This is a genomic window from Flagellimonas alginilytica (genome assembly GCF_042134605.1).
GTDB classification, from domain to species: Bacteria; Bacteroidota; Bacteroidia; order Flavobacteriales; family Flavobacteriaceae; genus Flagellimonas; species Flagellimonas alginolytica.
The window spans coordinates 1,699,173-1,722,698 of the sequence record NZ_CP169638.1; the positions used below are offsets into that span (position 1 = coordinate 1,699,173).

A 23,526-nucleotide genomic window follows, 5' to 3' on the forward strand; every position below is an offset into this window, starting at 1 on the left:
CCATGATCACCTTGGTAGTGGTCGCCTCTGTACTTATAGCCGGGGTTACGGTTTACCAATATAAGGAACAAGGGGACGATTACCATAACGAAAGATTGGAACGTAAGGAGGAGCAATTGATCAAAAGTATCAATTACACCTTAAAAGAGACCACCTACCCGGTTACTACCGAAAATCTTCATCTTATTTTTAGTGAGGACATTTACAAGATAGCCAACATTCAAAACGTAAATTTCAATATATACGATCTGGAAGGCAATCTGGTCAAAAACTCAAGGCCCAGTTTTGATTCGAACACATTTGCAACGTGCTTGGATGCCGAGATACTTAATTTTTTAAGAGGAAGTGGAGAAACACGGTTTGTTGAGGAAAAAAGAGCTGCAGGGGATAACTATCAATCCACCTACACCTACATCCACGACCTAAAATTTAAGCCCATTGGTATTTTGCACTTACCTTATTTTGAAGATAACACCTTCAATAATATGGAATTGAAGGAATTTCTTTTCAGGTTGGGAATGGTATATGTGTTAATGTTGATTGCGGCCATAATTCTTGCCTATTTCATATCAAAATACATTACACGGTCCTTGCAGGCGATATCCGATAAAATGAACCGGACCAATCTTACCCAGGAAAATGAAAAAATCTATTTAGATCGTCCGGGCGAAGAAATAGAAAAATTGGTGGATTCGTACAACCGAATGATCGATGAGCTTGAGGAAAGCGCCGTAAAATTGGCTCGGAGCGAGCGGGAACAGGCATGGCGGGAAATGGCCAAACAGGTAGCGCACGAGATAAAAAACCCATTAACACCCTTGCGCCTTACCGTACAGAGTTTTGAACGCAAATTTGACCCCAACGACCCAGACATCCACGAAAAACTGAAAGAGTTTTCCAAAACGTTGATCCAGCAGATAGATACCATGAGCAATATTGCCACGGCATTCTCCAGTTTTGCAGACATGCCGGCCCAACAGAACGAAACCTTGAACGTGGTAAAAGTTGTGAAGCTGGCCTTGGAGATCTTTAACGAGGATTATATTCATTTTATAGCGGACGAAGAGGAAATCGTTGCCAAACTGGATAGAACACAGCTGATCAGGGTAATTACCAATTTGGTGAAAAATGCCATACAGGCAGTACCCGGGGTAGACTCCCCACGAATATTGGTGACCGTTGCAACTGATGGTCCCGAAGTAAAAATTTCGGTGGCGGACAACGGCATAGGCATATCGGAAGAATTTAAGCATAAGATCTATGAGCCAAAGTTCACTACAAAGTCAAGCGGAACAGGTTTGGGCCTGGGAATGGTAAAGAACATTGTGGAAAACTATGGCGGAACCATTACCTTTACTTCTCAAGTAGGCAAGGGGACGGTTTTTTGTGTAAGGTTCCCAAAAGAGCAAAGTACAGAACGGAAAAATTAATAGACCATTTCAAATTTATAGCAAACATGGACTTCGAGAACATTTACATTGAAGAAGAAAACAATTTGGCCACAATTACCATAAACAGGCCAAAAAAATTGAACGCGCTCAACAAAAGGACCATAGAGGAGTTACATGTTGCGTTCAAAGAATTGGAGGAAGACAAGGATATTAAGGCGATCATAATAACCGGAAGTGGGGAAAAAGCTTTTGTGGCCGGTGCCGATATTTCGGAATTCGCCGAGTTTTCGGTGAAGGAAGGGCGTCAACTTGCCGCTACAGGCCAGCGTACGCTGTTCGATTTTGTGGAAAATCTATCCACTCCCGTAATAGCGGCCATAAACGGCTTTGCCCTGGGTGGTGGATTGGAATTGGCCATGGCATGCCATTTTAGAGTGGCCAGTAGCAATGCACGAATGGGTTTGCCCGAGGTTTCCTTAGGTTTGATCCCAGGCTACGGCGGAACGCAACGATTGCCACAATTGATAGGAAAAGGGAGGGCCTTGGAAATGATCATGACGGCCGGAATGATAGATTCGGACAAGGCCTTTGGTTACGGATTAGTGAACCATGTGGTTTCTTCGGAAGAACTGTTGCCCTTTTGTACAAAAATTGCAAGCAGGATATCGAATAATTCCTCAGTTGCCATAAAACACGCAATAAAAGCGGTAAATGCTGGTTTTAAGTATGACGCCGATGGCTATTCTGTGGAGATCGATGCTTTTGGCCATTGCTTTGGAACCGACGATTTTAAAGAAGGTACATCAGCATTTTTGGAAAAACGAAAAGCCGATTTCCCCGGATCATGACCATTGGCCTAACCAAGCCAGATCATGAGAAAAACTTTCTTACTACTTTTTTGTACAATTTTGGGCATGTTTGTAAATGCCCAAAAAATGCCCGTATCCTACGATTTTGGAGAAAAATATAAGGATCGCTACCGCTACTCCAATCTAGTCGCCATAGAAGAGGACGACTCGGGAGGATACATTTTGGTCCGATCCTATTACCAAGGGCTCATTCTTAAACCAAAGGGCTATTTGATCGAAAAGTATAATAGCGATCTACAATTGGTTTCCGAATATAACTACAAGCTCAAGGGGCTGGATTTTGTAAACGGCTTCCTTAAAAATGGGCAGTTGCATCTTCTATTTTTAAATTACAACCCGCTAAAGGGAGAGTATGAATATTGGGCGCATAGCAGTCCAACCATTGCTTTCAATTTTAAGGAAAAAAAGTTGCTGTCGATCGCATCGGCAGAAGTAAGCGACCCCGTGGGAAAAAATTATTACAATCGTGATTTTTCGCGCGGATTTACCACGGCCATTCTTTTTAACGAGGATAAAACCGGTTTTGTGATCAGTACACATCATAAAAAAGGAAAAAGCAATAAACATATGATCCATATGTTCGATACCGCGCTCAACAAAAGATTCGAATATGATTTTTCCGATGAGATAGAAGAAAAAAACTATGCCTTCGAGAACGTGGCTTTCTCTCCCGATCTACAAACAGCTTATATAGTGGGCAAGGCTTACTTTAAAAAGCGACGTTTTAGGGTAGACGAAAGAAAGTTCCAATACGAGTTGATCAAAGTATCTCAATATGGCAGCCAAACACAATCCTTTGTGGATCCGGGCAAGTATCCAGAAGCATTGTATCCCGTTCTTAATAAAGGAAAATTGATTTGCGTAGGCTTTTATTCGGATAGAAAGGATAATAGGTACAACGGTATAGCGTATTTCGATGTTGCCCCGAACAGTTTAACGATCCAATCGCAGATATACAACCCATTCTCCCAACAGTTTATGGACGATAAGTTTGGCCGTGAAGAAGATAAGGATATCAAGAACCTTGTTTTTAAGGGGGTTGAAGTAACGGACGAACAAGAGATTTTCTTTAATGCCGAAGAGTATTTTGTTACTTCCGGATTGGAAACGACCGGAGCCGGTCAGCGGATCAAGATAGAACGCTATCACCACAACGATATTGTGAGCGTAAAACTAGATGCGAACGGCAATATGGAGTGGGCACGGAACATCAACAAGACCGAAGTTACCCAAGGTGATGGAGCCTATGCCTCCTACAGTTCGTACAGCAAAAACGGGAATACCTACTTCTTTATCTGCACTGCTGCAGAAAACCCGCAATTGATCAATAACGAACGCTTGATCTTTAAACAAGGGTTTAGTAGAAACCGGAACGTGTTCATGATCTCTTTGGATCAAAACGGGGTAATGGATTATGAAAAAATAATAGACCAACAAGAAGCAAGATTGCCCCTCATGGTCTCCAAACCACTAAAGGACGAGATGGATGATAAAATGCTTTTCTATGCCAAACGAGGAGGCAGGAAACAATTGGTAAAGGTAGATTTTAAATAAGAACACTCTTTAATATAGATAAAACAATGGCCCCGTTCCGGGGCTTTTTATTTTGCTGAAACAAAATAGAAAGAAAATACTTACAATATAAATATTACATCAATTGATAAGCATTATTCATCAAATGGTGGCCTGCCTAGGTTAATTGGGGTAAAATTCGATCATTCGTGCATTATACTTTTGATGTATTGATAACCCAATTTTAAAACAAAAAATTATGAAAACAGTAAAATTAGTTAGTTCGGCCATGTTATCTATGGCAATTGCATTGGTCTCCTGTTCTGGTGAGGATGGGGAAAAGGGATTACAAGGAGATCAAGGGATTCAAGGGCCACAAGGAGATCAAGGGCCACAAGGCGAACCTGGGGCAGATAGCCCTACGGTGGATTTTTATTTTCAAAATGGATTTAAAGGCTATGAAGGAACATCTGACGCAAGTATAATATCGGATGGGACAGGCGTGAATGATGAAGAGTTATCATTAGATTATACGTTTACAGGTTTTGAAACCATAGAAAATAGAACTCTCTTCCATTTTGATGGAATTGGTGAAACAATAACATCTAAATTGATGGAAGATGGTCAATCGTGTTCAGAGGCCTTTTATGTAAATAAAGCAACGTTATTTGTATATATAGGGTATCATAACACAGAAGGGTATGAAGATTCAAAAATAAAGGTTGGATTTTATAGTGAGGAGGACCCTATGTTTGTAGAAGAAGAAGTTAATTGGTCAATGGCAAACACCAATGACGATTGGGGAGATGAGGGCGGACGAAGTGAAATGTGGGCTGGCCCATTTTCAGGTACCGACGACTATTCATTTGTGTTGACCAAAGGATCTAGCGCCGCTAAAGGTTGGCATCCTATTCTTTTACCAAGAAGTGTTGTAGAAAATTGGATTTGCAATCCAGATTCAAATAAAGGGATTCGTTTAAGAATAGATCCGCTTTCTGAAGATATTGGCTTTAGTAATCTTACGATGGTTGCGTCAGAAAGCGAGTTGGAAGACCTAAGACCTTTATTAATTGTTGAAACAGAAAATATTAATAGCACTACTTCCAAAAGCAATGCTACCAATACCAAGTCAGCAGACTGGGAAGATCTTTCCTATGAAGAAAAAATGGCTCCTTTATACAGATTTTTTAAAAGTAAAGGAGAATAGGATTTAGTTAAAGAATGATGCTCCATAGTTAACCATATTTAAACCAAAAAAACAGCCGGACAAATGTTCGGCTGTTTTAATTAGTATCGACTATAAACGAATATTAAGTGAAAGGATATCGGTATAATTTAAGGTAAAGACTTTAAGTACACGAATCGGTTTCTTTGAAATTCAAACATTTTAGAAAGAAAATACTTACAATATAAATATTACATCAATTGATAAGCATCATTCATCAAATGGTGGCCTGCCTAGGTTAATTTGTTTAAGAGAATACACTCATGGTGTCCTACATTTATGAGTAATTATAAAGATAATTTGAGCATTATGAGTAGAATAAAATTGTTCTTGGGTGCACTGACATCTATGTCCATTTTTTTGATGTCCTGTTCTGGTGATGATTCCGGCTCTGTTTCACTTATTAAACAAGGAATTGCAAAAACAGAAATGTCAAACAATAATCAAGCTGATATAAAGGAATTTGAATATAGCCTTGAATTCCTAAGTGACTATAGTCAACTTAATCTTGATTTGGGAGTATATATTGATGAGCCGTTTAAATATGGTTATCTATTTTATATAGAACATAAAAGTGGGTTTAGATATTATATGCCGGGCTATTTATGGGACGATACACATTTTGTAACTGTTGAGGCAAACACACTAAACGGAGAGGTATAGGTTAATTTTTATGAATCTAACAAACTGCAATATGAGGTTTTTGAAGATGAGTTTTTGAGTGTTATTGTCTTGGCTGTTGAATTTACGGATGAAATTGAGAACCGCGAAAAGCTAATGGAGGAACTTACAAAAGTAGGAGTCGATATTGAAGATTATAATGATGTGATTGCTTATTTTGGGTTGTGATAAAATGTAAATACTAACAAATTAGTCACTAGTCAATAACCGGGTATCTGCTCGGTTTTTTGTTTTATTCATCGAGTGATTTTCATTCAAAGATTCCCGGCCTTGCTTAGAATGATAAAAAATATTGTTTTTCATACGCTTCTCTTATAATGTTTGCAAAGCATAAGTATTGTGTTATTCATTTACTCCATGTAAATGTGATGGATGGTTTTTTCTTTCTACGAAGTGATATATCGATAGTAGAATCTCTTACAATCCTATATAAATAAGCTGATACAGGTTCATAAAATCAATTAATCTATTTAAATGATTCAAGAAACCGACTTTTAAAAATAAAACCTACAAAATAGTTATCCGTCAGCTCAATTCTAGCATTCATCAATTGATATACTGAACAGGTCAGTTGGCACCAAAATATTCTATCTAACTAATTTATATTTAGATAATTAAAAAAACGAAATTATGAAATCTTTAAAATTAGTATGTATGGCCATGGTATCCATGACAGTCATTTTGGTCTCCTGTTCCGGCGAAGATGGGGAACAAGGACAACAGGGATTTCCTGGTGTCGATGGTTCTAATGGGACAGATGGGATAAGCTGTTGGGACATAAATGGAAATGGAATTGGGGATGCTGAAGAGGATATTAACGATGATGGCAACTTTGATGCGTTGGATTGTCAAGGTTCAGAAGGACAAGCTGGACAAGATGGCAATGCCAATGTACAAGAGTTTAAATTTGGCCTAGAACTGCAAGCTCCCTATACACAATTGGTCCGTGACCTAAATGATATTGTTGACGAGCCTTCGGACTACGCTTTCCTTTTTTATATGGAGCATAAACTCAATTTGACGTATTCTATACCTGGACATTTATTTGCTAACTCACACTATGCAAGAGTACATACCGATTCAAATACTGGTCATGTTGTAATCAATTTTTATGATTTGAATGATCAATCTTTTCAAGTACCCGCTGGCGAGTATAAGAATTTGATCGTTGTAGCTATAGAACTATCTAATACCGGAAAAACCAGTGAAAACATAATGGCGGAACTAAAAGCCGCAGGTGTCGATACATCCGATTACCATGCTGTGGCCGCATATTTTGGTTTGGAGTAGACCATAAAGAATTTTCCCCCGTGGGGCAATCTAACCATTAGCTAAAAAGCCGGGCGAAAGCCCGGTTTTTTTTATTTCCGTGCTGGACACGAAATCGTTACAAATAATCATAGAGCTTACATTATTTTCCAAAAATAGGAGGTTCTTCAATATGTTCAGAATCACATTGAACCAGTTATCTTTTTCATAAACCTAGCCAATCAAACAATTTCTTTTCACTTTTTAAAAACAATTCAAATATCAATAGAAGGGACAAAAAAACATCTGGGCAATTATTTTAAGGTATCCGTCAATTCATACTTGGCATAGGTCAATTAGCAGCTAAGAATACGTCATAATCAAAGTATTTTTATCCCTTAATAATTTAAACACCCAAATAGTATGAAAAAAATTAACCTGCTTAAAATGAGTATAATCATTAGTGTAATTACCATGTTTTCCTGTTCCAAAGAAGCAGAGAACGTAACTGTAGATTTTTTAGAAAATGTTACTACCCATAATGTTATAGAATCCAAATGTTGGGATTTGAACCATAATGGTGAAGCTGACGAGGAAGAGGACAAAAACAAGGATGGTAAGGTAGATTCAAACGACTGTAACCAAGAGTAAGTATACTTTTACATACTATATTTATCAGAAAACTCCGATAGAATCGTTTTATTTGCATATAAAAATGTATAAAATCCATAAATTTGGAATAAATCCAATTAATGCAAATGGAAGATTTTCTGAAAGGGAGAGGGGCACAACAAAATACCGATAACAGGTTTTTACAAGAGGTGTACGAAACACGGGAAGATTTTTTGGAATTCTGTAGGTTGGAAGGGGAGGTGGCCGACCATAATAAAACAATTTATGTGCCCATTTTTCCAAAGACCATCGTCAACAAAGTGGACAGCCCGGATGTTGGTATGCAATATTCCATGAATCCTTATCAAGGATGTGAGCATGGTTGTGTGTATTGCTATGCCCGAAATACACATGAATTTTGGGGCTATAGTGCTGGATTGGATTTTGAACGTAACATACTCATAAAAAAAGCAGCTCCGGAACTGTTGGAAGAAAAGATCAAGCGTAAAAAATGGAAGGCAAGCACTATTGTTATGTCAGGCAACACCGATTGCTACCAACCAGCAGAGCAAGAATATGAGTTAACTCGGAAATGCCTTGAGGTGTTCTTAAAATATCGCCATCCGGTCGGGATCATTACAAAGAATGCATTGGTTTTGAGGGATTTGGACATTTTAAAGGAGTTGAACAGTTATAATTTGATCGGCGTAAATATCTCCGTAACCTCATTGTCGGAAAAAATAAGACGAACACTGGAACCCAGAACGGCATCCATACAAAAAAGACTCAAAACGATCGAAGCTTTATCGAAAAACAATATCCCGGTTAATGCGATGCTGGCACCAATTATTCCCGGAATAAATTCACATGAACTCTTGCCCTTGGCGAAGACTGTGGCGGAGCATGGTGCACTTTCTTTTGGTTTAACAGTGGTGCGGCTCAATGGAGCCATTGGACAAATATTTGAGGATTGGATCAGAAAGACCATGCCCGATCGAGCGGAAAAAGTGCTGCACCAGATAAAAGATTGCCATGGGGGGTCGTTGAATGATAGCCGTTTTGGTTCTAGAATGAAAGGGGAAGGTAAAATTGCTCATCAAATCCACGAAATGGCACATTTGGCCAGACGGCGTTATTTTAATGGAAGAACTTTTCCAAAATTGAATATGGAACTTCATGAGCAGTATAAAGATGGGCAAATGAAATTGTTTTAGCTTCAATTGGAATATCACCGATTAGCAAGACATATTTGCCATTTCGATAAGAGGAACAACGTGAAGATTGAGAAACCCATTCTGCCTAAGAATTATCGCGCATTCTACGTTCGGCTCAAAATGAATAAGAATTTGAAAGATAGTAAAGTGCATGAGCATGCAAGAACATGAAAAAAAGAAATGGCCCATTTTGGGCCATTTTCAATATAAATAAAGCTTATTTTAATTCCCAGCCTTCGCGGTACTCTCTGGTGACCCACTCGTTGGCTTTGTCATAGTTGGTGATTCTCATATTCTCCCCATCCCATTTCAATTTCCTTCTTCCTGGTGAGTTATATGGATTCCAGTCCCTGGGCGTTTTTCCTTCCTGCAGCTCTTTGTATTGATATGCTTTAACGGCCAAGTTGCCCATTAAAACTGTTTCTGTCAACTTGCCGGCCTTATCAAAGTTGGATGAGGTGGGCGTACCATTTTGGCACCCATCCACAAAATTGGCAATATGTCCATCCATTCCACCTGGAACCCTAGGGTATTTAGGAGATGGGGCTTTGTATAGATCCATCATATCCGAAGGCAATAATCGGGCATTTCGTGAATATGTATCACATACCAAAATACCTTTTTCACCATACATTACGGTACCGCCTCCGCTATCTCCGATGGTTTCACCATCTTTTAATTCGTCCGGTAGATTTGGTTTAAGTCCGCCATCGTACCAGTTTAACGCGATATCACCATGCTCTTCGTGCTCAAACTTAAGATGTATTTTGGATGATGGAGGGCAAGAATGACTGTAATCCGCTTCCACAAAATCATCCACCCAAACAGTGGTGCAACTAGCTTCTGCTTCAATCGGGTAACCAAGGTCCAGAACACTGAAAGGGGTTTCCATAATATGGCAGCCCATATCGCCCAAAGCACCAGTTCCAAAATCCCAAAAACCTCTCCATTTAAATGGGAGGTAAGCATTGTTATAATCCCGCATAGCCGCTGGGCCTAACCAGAGGTCCCAATCCAATTCTTTGGGAATGCGGTCTTTCTTTGTGGGCATGGGCACCCCTTGCGGCCAAACAGGACGGTTGGTCCAACAATCAATAGTATGTACCTTTCCAATAATACCGGATTCTACCCATTCCCGGGCAATCCTGCTATCGTCGCTGGAAGCACCTTGGTTTCCCATTTGGGTAACAATGCCATTTTCCTTGGCCACTTGGGTCATTAACCTGGCTTCGTGAATATTGTGCGTTAAAGGTTTTTCTACATAGGCATGCTTTTTTTCGCGCATAAAGGGCAATGCAATGCTGGCATGTGTATGGTCGGGGGTAGCGACCATAATGGCATCAATGTCGTTAAGGTGTTTGTCAAAAACTTTTCGAAAATCTTTAAAGCGCTTTACATCCGGGAACTGTTCGTAGGTTTGCGCGGCACGGCGGTCGTCAACATCACAAAAAGCCACAAATTTTACACGGCCGGTATTGTGTAACCCGTTGATTACGCCATTACCCCTTCCTCCAACACCAAAACCGGCAACATACAGAGTGTCACTAGGGGCAACATGTGTTTTCCCCAAGACATGGCTGGGTACAATGGAAAAAGCGGCCGAAGCAGCTGCAGCATTTTTTATGAATTTTCTTCTTTGCATTTTGTTTAGTTTGATTTTATGAAATTCCAAGATACAAAAAACTCGTGGAGCACAATCTCAAATTTCTTTTGGGTCGATGCTCCCTTTTGTTAGGATTAAGACACGATTACGTTAAAGTATTTTTAAATCCGATCTAAAAACACATTTGATTCGTAAATGATTAAAACACTGCATACAATTCAAATTTTATGAAGAACGCTACCTCGAATCAACAGAAAAAAAGTTCCTTTTTTAAAACTACCTTGAACAACCTAAAACAGATCAACCTTTTCTCTAGCATACGTAAATTCTTCCATACTGCGGACGCATGGGGTGTTTTTGTAATGGGAAGCACTTTTGTGCTAATGCTCGGGTCTGCCTATCTCGTATATATTTTACAAGGTGACTTTGAACAGTTCAACATGGAGCGGATGGAAAATAGCTTAGGACTGACCTTTATGATCATTGCTGCGGCATTGTTTGTTTTCAAGACAAGTTTCTTTTTGTATACCGTTTATAGATATTTTAAGTACAAACCGATTTCTTCCGTTTCGGATGAGGAGCTGCCTACCTGTACCGTAATTGTACCCGCTTACAACGAAGGCAAGCAGGTCTATCACACTTTGATAAGTCTTGCCGAAAGTGATTTCCCTATGGAGAAACTCGAGCTTTTGGCCATAGATGATGGTAGTCAGGACGATACATGGGAATGGATACAAGAAGCAAAAAAAGAGCTTGGGAACAGTGTGTCCATTTATAAACAGCCAAAAAACAAAGGAAAAAGGCATGCACTCTATCGTGGGTTTAATGAGGGTAAGGGAGAGATTTTTGTGACCGTGGACAGTGATTCGATTGTAAAATCGGATACGCTTCGAAATTTGGTGAGTCCATTCGTAACCAATCCCGAGTGTGGCGCTGTCGCAGGTAACATCCGAGTGCTGAACAACGAAAAAGCATTGTTGCCAAAAATGTTGGACGTAAGTTTTGTTTTAAGTTTTGAGTTTGTACGCTCAGCGGAGAGCAGCCTAAATTCGGTATTGTGCACCCCTGGGGCATTGGCCGCCTACAGAAGTTCAGCAGTATTTGCCTGTTTGCCCGATTGGATCAACCAAACCTTTATGGGAAAACCTTCCGATATTGGGGAAGATCGAGCTATGACAAACATGATCCTGAAACAAGGACACCATGTGTTGTTCCAAAGGAATGCATACTGTTACACCAATGTTCCAGAACAATATAAAGGACTGTACAAAATGTTCATTAGGTGGGGAAGGAGCAATGTTAGGGAAAATATAGAAATGTCCAAGTACGTGTTCAAAAATTTCCGAAAAGGGCCTAAAACAGGTACAAGGTTGTTGTTTACAAGTCAGTTTTTAAGGATCATAATGAGTTATCCGTTCTTGATCTTTATGTTATTCTTTATACTAACCCATCCGCTATTATTTATTAGTTCAACATTGGTAAGTATTATGGTATTGACCTCGTTTCCCGTATTTTTCTATGCCAAACGCTACGAGCTTTCCGAATCGTTCTGGGCTTATTCCTATAGCATACTATACACCTTTGGTCTATTTTGGATAACACCCTATGCCATCGCTACCGCTAACAAAAGGGGTTGGTTAACACGTGGTTTGCCGAAGAAGCAATAAACAGTCATTATTAACTCCGCAAAAGGTAATCATAAGTAACGGATTAGATACAGTATTCAGGGCAATTCCCAAGGTCCTTGGGTTTCGTGCACAAAAAATGTGAGAGCGGTAATCTATGGAATCAAGCTTCTCTATTGCAAAAACTGATGAACAAGGTAATTAAAAGTAAAAAAATGAGTCACATAAAAAATAAGAAATTGGCAATCATTGGTCTTGGATATGTAGGTATTCCTTTGGCCGTAGAGTTTGTTAAAAAAGGTTTTATGGTTATAGGGTTCGATATAGACCAAAATAAAATTGCGAATCTAAAAAAAGGAGTTGAAACCACTGGGGAAGTGGCCAGCGAAGATCTCGATTGTATGCAAGGCATCCAATTTACAGATGACTGGCAAAACTTAAAAGATGCTGATATTTACATAATAACGGTACCTACACCTATTGATAGTTCCAAGCAACCCAATTTGGGGCCAATTCTCGAGGCTAGCAAAATGGTTGGTAAAAATTTAAGTAAGGGAAATATTGTTATATACGAATCAACGGTATATCCTGGCTGTACCGAAGAAGACTGTGTGCCGGTTTTGGAGCAATACAGTGGAATGGTCTTTAATGAAGATTTTTATTGTGGATATTCGCCAGAAAGGATTAATCCCGGTGACAAGGTCAAACGTGTCCATAACATCGTAAAAGTTACTTCTGGTAGTACGCCGGAAATTGCGGATATTGTTGATCAACTATACAATGAAATAGTTACTGTGGGGACACATAAAGTGTCCAGCATTAAAGTAGCGGAAGCTTCCAAAATTATTGAAAACACCCAAAGAGACCTTAATATTTCCTTGGTTAATGAGTTTGCGCTTATTTTTGATCGATTGAACATAGACACCCAAGAAACCTTGGAGGCAGCGGGTACAAAATGGAACTTTTTACCCTTTCGGCCAGGATTGGTAGGGGGTCATTGTATTAGTGTTGATCCCTACTACTTAACTCATAAGGCACAAAGTTTGGGGTATTATCCAGAAGTTATACTTTCCGGCAGAAGAATTAACGATAACATGGGGGTTTACATAGCCAATAGGGTAATTAAACTTATGGTGAAAAACAACCTTACTGTGACCAGAGCAAGAATTCTAGTTCTTGGGATAACATTTAAAGAGAACTGTCCGGATATTCGAAACTGCAGGGTAATAGATATGATTCGGGAATTTAAGAATTTTGGAGTGGAACTGGATGTGTTCGACCCATGTGCAAACGTAGAAGAAGTATATGATGAATATGGATTAAGCCTGGCACCTAAAGTCGGTAAAAATTATGATGCTATAATTTTGGCCGTAGGACATGATCAATTTAGAACAATCGATCTTGGAGCGATCAAGTCAAGTGCTAAAACAGTAATTTTTGATATTAAAAGTTTTTTTCCAAAACAATTGGTTACAGAGCGCCTATAAGACTTCCTTTGATTCCCATTCTCTATAAAATTGCTCAAGAAAACATTCCATAAATCGGTGTCTTTCTTGAGCTATTTTTTTGCCTGTTGTAGTATTCATTGTATCCTTTAGCAACAGTAATTTTTCGTAAAAATGGTTAATTGTCGGGGCATTGGATTTTTTGTACTCCTCTTTGCTCATTTGTAAATTGGGGGGAATCTCTGGATTGTAAAGTTCACGGTTTTTAAATCCACCATAATTAAAAGCCCTGGCAATACCTATGGCACCAATAGCGTCCAACCTGTCTGCATCTTGTACAATTTGGAGCTCTTTGGATGTAAACGAAGCCCCATTGTTATCTAAACTGTTCTTAAAGGACATATGCTTTATAATGTTGACCACATGCTCAATAATTTCTTTGTTAACAGATTGTGATTCCAAGAACTCTCTCGCCTTGGAGGGGCCTATATTTTCATTGCCGTTATGGAATTTTGGGTCGGCAATATCATGGAGTAGTGCAGCTAGTTGAACCACAAGCGAATTGGCACTTTCCTGTTTTAAAATCGATTTTGATGTATTGAAAACACGTTCAATATGGAACCAATCGTGACCTCCTTCTGCATTTTGAAGCTCTTTTTTTACAAAATCAATGGTGCTTTGAACTAGTTGGTCATTCTTCATCTAATGCGTATTTACTCCCGAAACAATTTGTTTTTCTATTTGGGCGATCAGTTCATCGGCATTCCCTTTGTTCTCCATTGGCGGGTGTACATCAAACGTAAGATGAGAGCCCAGTCCCATCGGAAATTTTCCGTATCGCAACAGTTTCCAAGAATTGTTTATGCTCACGGGCACGATCAATGCGGAAGGTGCGTTCTTCAACATTACCTTGAGCCCAGTGGTCCTAAAAGGTTTTGGCACCCCGTTTCTACTTCGGGTCCCTTCAGGAAAAATAACAGCACTTCGGTTATTTTCCTCGATATACTTGGCCAACTTTTGAAGCTCGGCAATGGACTGCTTAGGATCTTTTCTATCTATAAGTGCCGAACCACCGTGCCTTAAGTTATAGGATACACTGGGGATTCCTTTTCCCAATTCAATCTTGCTCACAAACTTGGGGTGGAATTTACGCATGTACCAGATAATAGGAGGAATATCGTACATGCTCTGATGATTGGTAACAATGATCAGGGGTCTGCTTTTAGGAAGATCTTGTTTGTTCCTAAAACTATAACGCGTGCCCAGAACATTTGTGCAACGCATTATAAACCAATTTAATATGGAAACGCTGCCCTTATGGGCATTATATCCGAAAATATTTAAACATACCCATTGTATGGGATGAAAAATAACAAGGACCAGACCAAAAAGGATAAAGAAAACAATGGTTAGGGGGTACGATAACAGTTTTAGCACGTTTGCACAGGTATTGGTTGATGTAAAAATAAGAAACCACCCTAAAAGGGTGGTCTTTCCATATCTTATTTACTTGATTTTAGCAAAATTCGTTATAGGCTTCCATCAAATTTTCGGCAATAAGTTCTGCAGGTCTTCCTTCAATATGGTGTCTTTCGATCATGTGTACCAATTCACCATCTTTGAAAAGGGCCATGCTGGGTGAAGAGGGAGGAAACGGGACCATGTAGTTTCTTGCCGTAGCAACTGCCTCCATGTCGACCCCGGCAAAAACAGTGACCAAATTATTCGGTGTTTTGCTGTTTTGAAGGCTCAACTTGGCCGCAGGTCTTGCGTTGGCCGCGGCACAACCACAAACCGAGTTTACCACCACCAAGGTGGTGCCATCCTTTTTTAGGGCATTTTCAACAGCTTCGCTGGTATGTAGTTCTTCGAACCCGGCTCCTGCCAAGTCTTCGCGCATAGGTTTTACCAATTCTTCTGGATACATAGACTTCTTTTTAATTACGGTACAAAGATACGGTATTGTCAGGTTTTTTTCATCACCCTTAACATTGCTTAAAGCTTTGTTTACTTATCAAACCCCTATCTTTGCGCTTTAATTTTTGAAGTATGATCAAGTGGATAGCCGCTTTTCTTGGTTATTTTTTATTCAGATTTCCCGGTGCGGTATTGGGGTTTATAATAGGGAGCTTTTTGGACAACTTTGGTGGTTCTGGCAATAGAACACGCACAGTTTTTGAAAATGTGACCAGACAATCGGTTTCTCCTGCCGATTTTGAATTGAACCTATTATCTCTTTGTTCCATTATAATTAAAGCCGATGGACAGGTAAACCAGAGAGAATTGGATTACGTAAGGCAGTATTTTTTGAGCACGTACGGAAAAGAGAAAGCAAATGCTATCTTTAGAACGTTCAACCAAGTAATTAAAAAAAGGGAGATATCCGCTGAGCGCATTTGCAGCTTTATGGTACAGCGTACCAGATATGAAGTGCGGTTGCAACTGCTGCATTTTTTGTTCGGTATAGCCCAATCCGATGGGCAGGTAAGTAAGGCAGAGGCACAAAAACTTAAAGAGATTGCAAGGTATTTGCGTGTCGGCCAACACGATTTTGAAAGTATAATGGCCATGTTCATTAAATCGGCCGATACCGCGTACAAAATTTTGGAAATTGAAAAAACCGCCACCGATGATGAGGTAAAGAAAGCTTACCGGACGATGGCGAAAAAATATCATCCGGACCGGGTGGTCACAGAAAACGAAGCGATAAGAAAAGGTGCCGAAGAGAAATTTAAAGAGGTACAAAAGGCTTATGAGACCATCCAGAAAGAAAGGGGACTATCTTAATTAACTATAAGCATGGAGGAATTTTTATTTTACACCAAATTGGGTCTTGAGCATGTCTTGGATTTTGGGGCATACGACCATATTTTGTTTCTATCGGCCCTAGCAGTGCCGTTCACATTCAAATATTGGAAACGGGTATTGATTTTGGCTACCATTTTTACCATTGCGCACTGTACATCTTTGGCTTTATCGGTGTATGAGGTTATGACCGTGGATGTGGGTCTTATCGAATTTTTGATTCCGGTTACGATTTTGCTAACAGCCCTCTTCAATTTTGCCTATGTGTATCGCGAAGCACTCGATGTAGGTATTTTTCTTCACGTTTTGGCAACGGCATTCTTTGGTTTGATCCATGGGTTCGGTTTTTCCAACTACTTTAAAATGCTAATGGCAGAGGAAGAGGACAAAATTACACCATTGTTGGGGTTTGCCACAGGTATAGAACTTTCGCAGGTAACCATAATTTTAGTGGTACTGGCCATTGCATATGCTGTTTTAAATCTCTTCAAAGTAAAAAGGCGCATATATATTGCCATTGCGTCAATTTTGATCATAGCCATCACAATACCTTTGTTGATTGCTACGTTCCCCATGTAGGGCCAAAGTTAAATTTAATCGAATAAGGTTGTAAAGGTCTTTTAAAGCAGGTATATTTAATTAATTATCAGCGTTTTTTGGATAAATGAAGGCGAGCAAGCAAGAAAAATACGATAAGGCCTATTTACGGATGGCCCAAGAATGGGGCAAATTGTCTTACTGTAAAAGAAGGCAGGTAGGTGCCATAATCGTTAAGGACAGGATGATCATTTCCGACGGTTACAACGGTACACCTACTGGATTTGAAAATTTTTGCGAAGACGATGAAGGGTACACAAAATGGTACGTGCTCCATGCCGAGGCCAACGCCATACTTAAAGTAGCCTCTTCTACACAGTCTTGCGAAGGCGCCACATTGTACATTACACTCTCACCTTGCAGGGAATGTAGTAAGCTTGTGCACCAAGCTGGCATAAAACGTGTGGTATACCAGAATGCCTACAAAGACGATTCTGGATTAAAATTTCTGGAAAGGGCAGGGGTAGAAATTGTTCATTTGCCCATCCTGGAAGAAATGGTTTAATACCATAATTGCTATATGAAAAAGATCAAAGGATATATTTGGCCCACCTTACTTGCCTTGGCAGTTGCCATTGGCATTTTTATAGGGGGCAAACTGCATTTTAACGACACCCCGGAAAAACTATTTTCCACAAACTCCAAAAAAGACAAGCTCAATCGACTTATCGACTATATCGATTACGAATATGTGGACGATGTGGATACCGATAGTATTGTAGATGTAACCGTAAACAATATTTTGGGAAAATTGGACCCACATTCCGTTTACATTCCAAAGGACGAAATGAAAGACGTTGCCGAAAGCATGAAGGGCGACTTCGCGGGAATAGGAGTAAGCTTTTATATGTTTCGGGATACCATCACTGTGATCAGGACCATAAAAAATGGACCAAGTTATATAAGTGGCATAAAACCAGGTGACCGTATTTTAATGGCGGACATGGATACACTTTACGGTAGAAGAATTGCCAACGATGATGTGGTGTCCACCCTAAAGGGAAAAATTGGCACCAAAGTGAACTTAAAGGTCTTTCGAAAAACAGAAAATAAAATGTTGGAGGTCCCGGTAGTTCGGGATCGTGTGCCTATACGAAGTGTAGATGCCTATTATATGCTCACCAAGGACATGGGTTATATTAAGATCAATCGTTTTGCTGAATCCACGTTCGATGAGTTTAAAGATGCCCTTAGAAAATTAAAACTACGAGGAGCCGAAAAGTTGACTTTGGACCTTAGGGACAATCCCGGAGGATATTTGGGGATAGCCGAAAAATTGGCCGATGAATTTCTGGGAGAGGATAAACTGATCCTGTTCACCAAGAACAAAAAAGGCAAGGTCAAGAAAGCGTATGCCACAAAAAAAGGAGAGTTTCAGGATAGACAAGTGTATGTGCTCATCAATGAGCGTTCGGCATCTGCCAGTGAAATTATTGCCGGTGCCCTACAGGATAACGACATAGGCACCATAGTGGGGCGGCGTTCGTTCGGAAAAGGCTTGGTGCAACGGGAAATGGATTTAGGTGATGGTTCGGCCGTTAGGTTAACTGTTTCTCGCTATTATACCCCCACGGGAAGATCTATTCAAAAATCATACAAAAAGGGTAATCACGACTACTATAAAACATTCATGGACCGCTACTCCAGTGGGGAACTCGTATCTGCGGATAGCATAAAAGTGGCCGATTCTTTAAAATTTGTTACCCCAAAAGGGAAAGTGGTCTATGGGGGAGGCGGTATAATCCCAGATGTTTTTGTTCCAATTGGGACCAACCAGGAAGAGGCCATAGAAAGTATGGACGATACCTATCAGTTTTTTGCCCGTTTTGTGTTCGAGCATTTGGAAGAGGATAGAACAATTTATGATGATTATACCCAAAATAGTTTCTTGGATGAATTTAAAGTAGATGATATCTTGTTCGACAAGTTTATCCAATTTGTACTCGATCGCAAGATCAAACTAGATTTTTACGCTTACGAGGATAAGATAAAATCGTATTTAAAGGCCAATATTGCCGAGCAATTGTACTCTCCCAATCTTTCCGCACAGATCAAGGGCGAACACGACGCAATGCTACTAAAAGTAAGGGCTTTGGACGAAGCTACTTCAATAGGTCCATCGCAAATCGGAGCGGTAGGGGTTAAACCCTGACTTATTTTTTTAGCTTGTTATCAATCTTTTTGGAGGTCATAAAGATCAACATTAGAATTATTGCGCACAAAGAAGCCACAATACCGATCAGGGCAACAGTGCTGTCACCCTTTAGTGGGTTCTCAAAATCTACCATGGTCACGTTGTAGGCAATAAGCCCCAACGCGATTATTATTATAACAATAGCAAAAGTCCTGTTCATATCAATATTTTACGCACTGTGGGTCATCAACTCGTTAATATTGGCAGCGAATAGCTTTACTGCAATGGCCATTAGAATAACACCGAACACCTTTCGGATAATATTAAGGCCATTTTTGCCCAATATGCGTTCTATTTTTGCACTCGATTTTAAAACGATGTACACAAAGATAACGTTTATAACAATGGCAATTATTATGTTCTCTACATGATATTCCGCACGTAAGGACAATATGGAGGTCAATGTACCGGCCCCGGCAATTAAGGGGAACGCAATGGGTACAATGGAAGCTGTTTCCGGCTCATCATCTTTGTAAAGGGTAATTCCCAAGATCATTTCTATGGCAAGGAAAAATATAATAAATGCACCTGCCACAGCGAACGAGTTTACATCTATACCGATCAAGGAAAGTATACTCTCGCCAACAAATAAAAACGCGATCATAATACAAGTTGCCACAATCGAAGCTTTTTCCGATTGTACATGGCCTACCTTGTTCCGCAAGGACAAAATGATGGGAATACTGCCCAATATATCGATTACGGCGAACAATACCATTCCTGCGGTCGCAATTTCCTTAAGGTCAAAATTCATGGTGTTAATTTTTTCGGACGGCAAATTTACGGTTAAAAATTACTTTTGGACTACATAAAAGTGTTTATAAATCATCAATTTTTTGTTTTGGATTACCTTTGCGATAAAAGTTGATTCTTTATGTTCCAAATTGGTAAAACCATTGTGTCCGAAGAGATTTTGCAGAACGATTTTGTTTGCAATCTCAATGCTTGTAAAGGGGCCTGTTGTGTAGGGGGTGAATATGGCGCTCCCTTGGAAGATTCCGAGACCGATAGGCTTGTGGACATTTATCAAGATGTAAAACCTTTTTTACGTCCGGAAGGAATTAGTGCCATAGAGGAACAAGGTGCCTTTGTGAAAGGGGAAGATGGTGAGTGGGAAACTCCGTTGGTAAACAATAATGAGTGTGCCTATGTTGTTTTTTCGGAAGACGGGGTTGCAAAATGTGGGTTGGAAGCTGCTTACGAAGCTGGAGTTACCAAATGGAAAAAGCCCATATCGTGCTATTTATATCCGGTAAGGACCAGGGAATACACCGAATTTACTGCGGTAAACTACCATAAATGGGAAATCTGTGATCCCGCTTGCTCTTTGGGAGCAGATTTAAAGGTGCCCATTTATAAATTTGTAAAGGATGCCTTGATCCAAAAGTTTGGAGAGGATTGGTACCGGGAATTGGAGACTGTAGCCAAGGAAAGCGCTAAATAGTAGGGATATCCAACACTACCTTGGTTCCGTTCGGATTGCCATTTTCATCAAAAAGGTCCATAATTGCCACATCAAATTTATTTTGATAATCCTTGGCAAAATTGGCCAACCTTTCTTTGGTAATATGTATGCCCAATGACTTTCTTTTAAGAACCCTGTTTTCTTTGTTGAGCTCCGCCATAGTTCGGCCTACTCCGTTGTCCACTATCTCGATGGTTACATGGCCCTTGTCCTTATGCTTCACATTGATCTGTATTTTTTTGTCCCCTTCTTTTGGGGATAGGCCGTGCCAAAGAGAGTTTTCCAAAAATGGCTGTAATGTAAGGGATGGGATTTTGATATTGTCCACATTGATATCTTTCTCCACCTGGATCTTAAAATCTATCTCATTGGAAAACCTGATATTTTCTATATTCATGTAAAGCTCCATGGTGCCCAATTCTTCCGATAAGGAAATTTCTTTTTGGGATGAGGCTTCAAGAATTTTGCGGACGAGTTTGGAAAATTTGTTCAGATAATGAACGGCATTTTTCTGCTCGTTGTTTATAATGTACAGTTTAATGGAATTCAATGAGTTGAACAAAAAGTGCGGGTTCATTTGGCTGCGCAACATTTTTTGTTCCAAGGTGAGCACTCTTTTCTCGTTCTTGCTTTGGTATTGCCTGTACAAAATGTAAAGAATGGAAGAAATAAGCCCCACGATCAAGGCGCTTACCAATAATGTGGTCTGGTTTTTTTTCAACCTTAACCTAACAATCTCATTTTCTTTGGCCAATACGGCAATTTGATTGTTTTTCTTATCGTTTTCGTATTTTACGATAACATCGTTCATGTACCGTAGGTTGGTGGCACTCGAAATCTGTTTATCGTACTCACCGGCTTTTTTGTAATACTCGAAGGCCTGTTTAAAATTTCCTCTGCCATTCTCAAGATCGGACAATTTTTCGTAGGCATATAGGATGTTACTGGGGATATTCCTGGTTTGGGCCATTTCCAGGCCTTCGAAGATATAATTCTCCGCTTTATCGTAATTGGCCAATTTTGTGTGTGCCCATCCGGTATTGATATAAACCAAGGAGGTAATGGAAAAGTCCCCGATATTTTTGGATTCGTTCTGTAAAGGTTCCAATAAAACCAATGCCAGATAGGGCATGTTCTGTTTTAAATAGATCTGTGCCAAACTGTTCTTGCAGATCACACGGCCTATGTCGGAGTCTATTTCTTCGTTATAGGCCAAAGACTTTCTGTAGTTTTCGAGAGCTCCCTCCAAATCTCCTTTTTCCTCCAAACAGTGGCCTATGTTTTGATGGTTGATCGCCAATCCGAGTTGATTGCCCATCTCTTCTTCCAGTTTTAGGGCTCGTTCAAACTGCAGAATGGCCAAATCGTACTGTTCCAACGTTTGGTAGAGGTTGCCAATACCATTTAAGGCTACATTGATACTTCTTTTGATGTGGTTGGATGGATTCTCTACCTGTTCTGCCAGTTCCAATGCCCTCTGGTTGTAGTCCAATGCTGTTTTTATGGCGTCTGTTCGGCGGTATACGACCCCTAACATATTTAAGCTGAGCACTCTAAAATCTATACTATTGGCCTCCTCCGAAATTTCAAGGGCCTGCTCGTGCAGTTTTACAGCTTTTTCATACTGGGAAATGTTCCTGTATTTCATTCCCAATAAGTTCAGTGCATATGCCCTGCCTTCAGAATATGCATTTTCCCTGCTCAAATTGTCAAAAAACCGAAGTAAGGTAGTGTCTCTTTTGTCTGGGTACAACTCTTTGTCCAATTCCTCGTAAGTCTTGGGCCGAAGCTGCACCAAGGTTTCCACTTTTTCTATAAATTCTTCGGGAATTTCCTGTGCACTTGATAGGTTAAAGACAAAAAAGAGCGAAAGAAAAAGCACTGTATTTCTTTTCACTCGATTCAGGTATTCGACTTGTGTAAAGTTTTCTATAGGCACGGGAACATTGCGGGATTAAAGCATATCCAAAAAGTCGGATTTTTTTTGTCGGGAAACAGGGATTTTATGGTTGGATTCCAAAACAACATAACCATCCGTTTTAAGGAATTCCTTTATTTTGTTCAGGTTTATGATGTAGGAATTATGGATTCTAAAGAAGCTGTTTTGGGGCAACAGGGCATTGACTTCCTTGAGTTTTTTGGTAAGCAGGATTTTTTGCCCATCAGCTAAAAAAATGGTACTGTAATTTCCGTCCGATTCTGCATAAAGTATATCGTCACTGTTGAGGAAGACCAACTTGCCATCCGTATTGATGGTTATTTTTTTATTATGGGAGTCCGCATTGAAGTTGAGCAATATTTTCTCCAACTTTTCTACGGTCAGGTTTTTGGCGTTGAACTTTTTTATTTTGGTAATGGTTTCCTCAAGATCATCCGAATCGATGGGTTTTAGCAAATAATCGATGGCCTCGTTTTTTAAGGCTTGTAGTGCGTATTGGTTGTAGGCAGTGGTGATTACAACAGGGAAATCCTTGTTCTTTAGGTTTTTTATGAATTGAAAACCGTCCATTGCGGGCATTTCAATATCCAAGAACAAACAATCTGGAGTGTTTTGCTCCAGATAGGTCAAGGCTTCTCGGGCATCGGTAAAGGACGCAATAATATCCACTTCATCGCTCAAATTGGTAAGTTCCCAACTCAAACTTTGTAGGGCCTTAATCTCATCATCAACAATTACTGCTTCTAGCATAATATAATATAGGTATAATCAAATTTAGAATTATTCCCCAAATACTGCTAAAATTATGTGTTAATGGATATTTAGTGCGTATAACTGGTAAAAAAAACAAAACCAAAGGAAATCTGGTGATTTATAAGGACTTCCTTGTTCAATACTACGGATTTCGCCTACACACCTAAAATATACAACAGCCGATTATACACAAAAAGCTGCAATTTATACATAGAGCTCCTGAGCAAGGGCTTTTGTTATCTATATTCGGCATGTCAAAAAACAAAGGACAGACCAAATAGCCCGCAGATGAGAAAATGTGCAATATTGTTCCTGATTTTGATAATGGCTCTTATTTTTGCCGCAGTA

Annotated in this window: 24 protein-coding genes; 16 read left to right on the top strand and 8 right to left on the bottom strand. The window is 39.8% G+C overall.

All coding sequences use genetic code 11. The annotated features are described in order from the left end of the window. Positions 1-2 precede the first annotated feature (2 nt). The 9 genes from ABTP35_RS07535 (at position 3) to ABTP35_RS07575 (ending at position 8,752) form a co-directional block, all read left to right on the top strand. Positions 3-1,430: a PAS domain-containing sensor histidine kinase gene (locus ABTP35_RS07535; RefSeq protein WP_224836434.1), complete on the top strand. Its 1,428-nt coding sequence runs from the start codon at positions 3-5 to the stop codon at positions 1,428-1,430. 26 nt (positions 1,431-1,456) lie between these two features. After that, positions 1,457-2,239 carry an enoyl-CoA hydratase-related protein gene (locus ABTP35_RS07540; protein WP_293297678.1) on the top strand — a complete coding sequence of 261 codons (783 nt, stop codon included), beginning with the start codon at positions 1,457-1,459 and terminating at the stop codon, positions 2,237-2,239. 24 nt (positions 2,240-2,263) lie between these two features. Beyond that, positions 2,264-3,814 (top strand): hypothetical protein, encoded by a 1,551-nt coding sequence (locus ABTP35_RS07545; protein WP_293297676.1) that lies wholly within the window; start codon positions 2,264-2,266, stop codon positions 3,812-3,814. A gap of 217 nt (positions 3,815-4,031) precedes the next feature. After that, positions 4,032-4,979 carry a hypothetical protein gene (locus ABTP35_RS07550; protein WP_293297673.1) on the top strand — a complete coding sequence of 316 codons (948 nt, stop codon included), beginning with the start codon at positions 4,032-4,034 and terminating at the stop codon, positions 4,977-4,979. Between the two features lie 327 nt (positions 4,980-5,306). Then, on the top strand, positions 5,307-5,660 hold the full coding sequence (locus ABTP35_RS07555; RefSeq protein ID WP_293297670.1) for a hypothetical protein: 354 nt from the start codon (positions 5,307-5,309) through the stop codon (positions 5,658-5,660). Between the two features lie 54 nt (positions 5,661-5,714). Beyond that, positions 5,715-5,846, top strand: a complete 132-nt coding sequence (locus tag ABTP35_RS07560; RefSeq protein WP_293297668.1) for a hypothetical protein — start codon at positions 5,715-5,717, stop codon at positions 5,844-5,846. Between the two features lie 462 nt (positions 5,847-6,308). Beyond that, the gene (locus ABTP35_RS07565; protein WP_293297665.1) at positions 6,309-6,968 is read left to right on the top strand and encodes a hypothetical protein; all 660 of its coding nucleotides are present in this window, start codon (positions 6,309-6,311) and stop codon (positions 6,966-6,968) included. Positions 6,969-7,349: 381 nt separating this feature from the next. Then, complete coding sequence (locus ABTP35_RS07570) at positions 7,350-7,577, top strand: hypothetical protein (protein ID WP_293297662.1); 228 nt, start codon at positions 7,350-7,352, stop codon at positions 7,575-7,577. Between the two features lie 101 nt (positions 7,578-7,678). Beyond that, positions 7,679-8,752 (top strand): PA0069 family radical SAM protein, encoded by a 1,074-nt coding sequence (locus ABTP35_RS07575; protein ID WP_293297659.1) that lies wholly within the window; start codon positions 7,679-7,681, stop codon positions 8,750-8,752. A gap of 217 nt (positions 8,753-8,969) precedes the next feature. Here the strand turns inward: ABTP35_RS07575 and ABTP35_RS07580 are convergent, their stop codons facing one another. Next, entirely contained in the window at positions 8,970-10,394 is a 1,425-nt protein-coding gene (locus ABTP35_RS07580; RefSeq protein ID WP_224835834.1) for a Gfo/Idh/MocA family protein, read from the bottom strand. Between the two features lie 188 nt (positions 10,395-10,582). Between ABTP35_RS07580 and ABTP35_RS07585 the strand changes: the two genes are divergently transcribed. Together ABTP35_RS07585 and ABTP35_RS07590 are read left to right on the top strand one after the other, a co-directional pair. Further along, positions 10,583-12,022, top strand: a complete 1,440-nt coding sequence (locus tag ABTP35_RS07585; RefSeq protein WP_293297654.1) for a glycosyltransferase family 2 protein — start codon at positions 10,583-10,585, stop codon at positions 12,020-12,022. Between the two features lie 173 nt (positions 12,023-12,195). Continuing rightward, positions 12,196-13,467: a nucleotide sugar dehydrogenase gene (locus tag ABTP35_RS07590; protein ID WP_293297651.1), complete on the top strand. Its 1,272-nt coding sequence runs from the start codon at positions 12,196-12,198 to the stop codon at positions 13,465-13,467. Here ABTP35_RS07590 and ABTP35_RS07595 read toward each other — a convergent pair. From ABTP35_RS07595 to ABTP35_RS07605, 3 genes are all read right to left on the bottom strand, one after another. Further along, positions 13,462-14,127: an HD domain-containing protein gene (locus ABTP35_RS07595; RefSeq protein WP_293297648.1), complete on the bottom strand. Its 666-nt coding sequence runs from the start codon at positions 14,125-14,127 to the stop codon at positions 13,462-13,464. The two genes, ABTP35_RS07590 and ABTP35_RS07595, sit on opposite strands and share 6 nt — an antisense overlap. Next, a complete protein-coding gene (locus ABTP35_RS07600) occupies positions 14,128-14,862 on the bottom strand; it encodes a lysophospholipid acyltransferase family protein (protein ID WP_293297645.1) in 735 nt (244 codons plus the stop codon). It lies immediately after the preceding gene. A 79-nt stretch (positions 14,863-14,941) separates the two neighbouring features. Continuing rightward, the gene (locus tag ABTP35_RS07605) at positions 14,942-15,352 is read right to left on the bottom strand and encodes a BrxA/BrxB family bacilliredoxin (RefSeq protein WP_293297642.1); all 411 of its coding nucleotides are present in this window, start codon (positions 15,350-15,352) and stop codon (positions 14,942-14,944) included. Positions 15,353-15,474: 122 nt separating this feature from the next. On the opposite strand from ABTP35_RS07605, the gene ABTP35_RS07610 reads away from it, so the two are divergent. The 4 genes from ABTP35_RS07610 to ABTP35_RS07625 all read left to right on the top strand — a co-directional run bounded on the left by ABTP35_RS07610 (position 15,475) and on the right by ABTP35_RS07625 (position 18,979). Continuing rightward, complete coding sequence (locus ABTP35_RS07610; protein WP_293297639.1) at positions 15,475-16,212, top strand: TerB family tellurite resistance protein; 738 nt, start codon at positions 15,475-15,477, stop codon at positions 16,210-16,212. A 12-nt stretch (positions 16,213-16,224) separates the two neighbouring features. After that, on the top strand, positions 16,225-16,809 hold the full coding sequence (locus tag ABTP35_RS07615) for a HupE/UreJ family protein (protein WP_293297636.1): 585 nt from the start codon (positions 16,225-16,227) through the stop codon (positions 16,807-16,809). An 85-nt stretch (positions 16,810-16,894) separates the two neighbouring features. Further along, positions 16,895-17,332 (top strand): dCMP deaminase family protein, encoded by a 438-nt coding sequence (locus ABTP35_RS07620; protein ID WP_224835827.1) that lies wholly within the window; start codon positions 16,895-16,897, stop codon positions 17,330-17,332. A gap of 15 nt (positions 17,333-17,347) precedes the next feature. Further along, on the top strand, positions 17,348-18,979 hold the full coding sequence (locus tag ABTP35_RS07625; protein WP_293297633.1) for a S41 family peptidase: 1,632 nt from the start codon (positions 17,348-17,350) through the stop codon (positions 18,977-18,979). 1 nt (position 18,980) lies between these two features. Here ABTP35_RS07625 and ABTP35_RS07630 read toward each other — a convergent pair whose 3' ends face one another. Both ABTP35_RS07630 and ABTP35_RS07635 read right to left on the bottom strand, forming a co-directional pair. Then, the gene (locus tag ABTP35_RS07630) at positions 18,981-19,181 is read right to left on the bottom strand and encodes a hypothetical protein (RefSeq protein WP_224835825.1); all 201 of its coding nucleotides are present in this window, start codon (positions 19,179-19,181) and stop codon (positions 18,981-18,983) included. Between the two features lie 9 nt (positions 19,182-19,190). Beyond that, entirely contained in the window at positions 19,191-19,775 is a 585-nt protein-coding gene (locus ABTP35_RS07635) for a MarC family protein (protein WP_224835824.1), read from the bottom strand. A 120-nt stretch (positions 19,776-19,895) separates the two neighbouring features. Between ABTP35_RS07635 and ABTP35_RS07640 the strand changes: the two genes are divergently transcribed. Next, positions 19,896-20,465, top strand: coding sequence for a DUF3109 family protein (locus ABTP35_RS07640; protein ID WP_293297628.1), 570 nt, complete (start codon positions 19,896-19,898; stop codon positions 20,463-20,465). Here ABTP35_RS07640 and ABTP35_RS07645 read toward each other — a convergent pair. Together ABTP35_RS07645 and ABTP35_RS07650 are read right to left on the bottom strand one after the other, a co-directional pair. Continuing rightward, on the bottom strand, positions 20,458-22,383 hold the full coding sequence (locus tag ABTP35_RS07645) for a tetratricopeptide repeat protein (protein WP_293297625.1): 1,926 nt from the start codon (positions 22,381-22,383) through the stop codon (positions 20,458-20,460). The genes ABTP35_RS07640 and ABTP35_RS07645 overlap by 8 nt on opposite strands. Positions 22,384-22,440: 57 nt before the next feature. Further along, positions 22,441-23,175, bottom strand: coding sequence for a LytTR family DNA-binding domain-containing protein (locus ABTP35_RS07650; RefSeq protein WP_224835821.1), 735 nt, complete (start codon positions 23,173-23,175; stop codon positions 22,441-22,443). Positions 23,176-23,526: the final 351 nt, after the last annotated feature.

Bases quoted from the DNA above. Each gene is read 5' to 3' on its own strand.
- ABTP35_RS07640 (WP_293297628.1), top strand. From the start codon at position 19,896: ATGTTCCAAATTGGTAAAACCATTGTGTCCGAAGAGATTTTGCAGAAC.
- ABTP35_RS07540 (WP_293297678.1), top strand. From the start codon at position 1,457: ATGGACTTCGAGAACATTTACATTGAAGAAGAAAACAATTTGGCCACA.
- ABTP35_RS07570 (WP_293297662.1), top strand. From the start codon at position 7,350: ATGAAAAAAATTAACCTGCTTAAAATGAGTATAATCATTAGTGTAATT.
- ABTP35_RS07605 (WP_293297642.1), bottom strand. From the start codon at position 15,352: ATGTATCCAGAAGAATTGGTAAAACCTATGCGCGAAGACTTGGCAGGA.
- ABTP35_RS07535 (WP_224836434.1), top strand. From the start codon at position 3: ATGATCACCTTGGTAGTGGTCGCCTCTGTACTTATAGCCGGGGTTACG.
- ABTP35_RS07550 (WP_293297673.1), top strand. From the start codon at position 4,032: ATGAAAACAGTAAAATTAGTTAGTTCGGCCATGTTATCTATGGCAATT.
- ABTP35_RS07615 (WP_293297636.1), top strand. From the start codon at position 16,225: ATGGAGGAATTTTTATTTTACACCAAATTGGGTCTTGAGCATGTCTTG.
- ABTP35_RS07575 (WP_293297659.1), top strand. From the start codon at position 7,679: ATGCAAATGGAAGATTTTCTGAAAGGGAGAGGGGCACAACAAAATACC.
- ABTP35_RS07625 (WP_293297633.1), top strand. From the start codon at position 17,348: ATGAAAAAGATCAAAGGATATATTTGGCCCACCTTACTTGCCTTGGCA.
- ABTP35_RS07565 (WP_293297665.1), top strand. From the start codon at position 6,309: ATGAAATCTTTAAAATTAGTATGTATGGCCATGGTATCCATGACAGTC.
- ABTP35_RS07580 (WP_224835834.1), bottom strand. From the start codon at position 10,394: ATGCAAAGAAGAAAATTCATAAAAAATGCTGCAGCTGCTTCGGCCGCT.
- ABTP35_RS07630 (WP_224835825.1), bottom strand. From the start codon at position 19,181: ATGAACAGGACTTTTGCTATTGTTATAATAATAATCGCGTTGGGGCTT.
- ABTP35_RS07610 (WP_293297639.1), top strand. From the start codon at position 15,475: ATGATCAAGTGGATAGCCGCTTTTCTTGGTTATTTTTTATTCAGATTT.
- ABTP35_RS07595 (WP_293297648.1), bottom strand. From the start codon at position 14,127: ATGAAGAATGACCAACTAGTTCAAAGCACCATTGATTTTGTAAAAAAA.
- ABTP35_RS07635 (WP_224835824.1), bottom strand. From the start codon at position 19,775: ATGAATTTTGACCTTAAGGAAATTGCGACCGCAGGAATGGTATTGTTC.
- ABTP35_RS07650 (WP_224835821.1), bottom strand. From the start codon at position 23,175: ATGCTAGAAGCAGTAATTGTTGATGATGAGATTAAGGCCCTACAAAGT.
- ABTP35_RS07545 (WP_293297676.1), top strand. From the start codon at position 2,264: ATGAGAAAAACTTTCTTACTACTTTTTTGTACAATTTTGGGCATGTTT.
- ABTP35_RS07620 (WP_224835827.1), top strand. From the start codon at position 16,895: ATGAAGGCGAGCAAGCAAGAAAAATACGATAAGGCCTATTTACGGATG.
- ABTP35_RS07590 (WP_293297651.1), top strand. From the start codon at position 12,196: ATGAGTCACATAAAAAATAAGAAATTGGCAATCATTGGTCTTGGATAT.
- ABTP35_RS07585 (WP_293297654.1), top strand. From the start codon at position 10,583: ATGAAGAACGCTACCTCGAATCAACAGAAAAAAAGTTCCTTTTTTAAA.
- ABTP35_RS07555 (WP_293297670.1), top strand. From the start codon at position 5,307: ATGAGTAGAATAAAATTGTTCTTGGGTGCACTGACATCTATGTCCATT.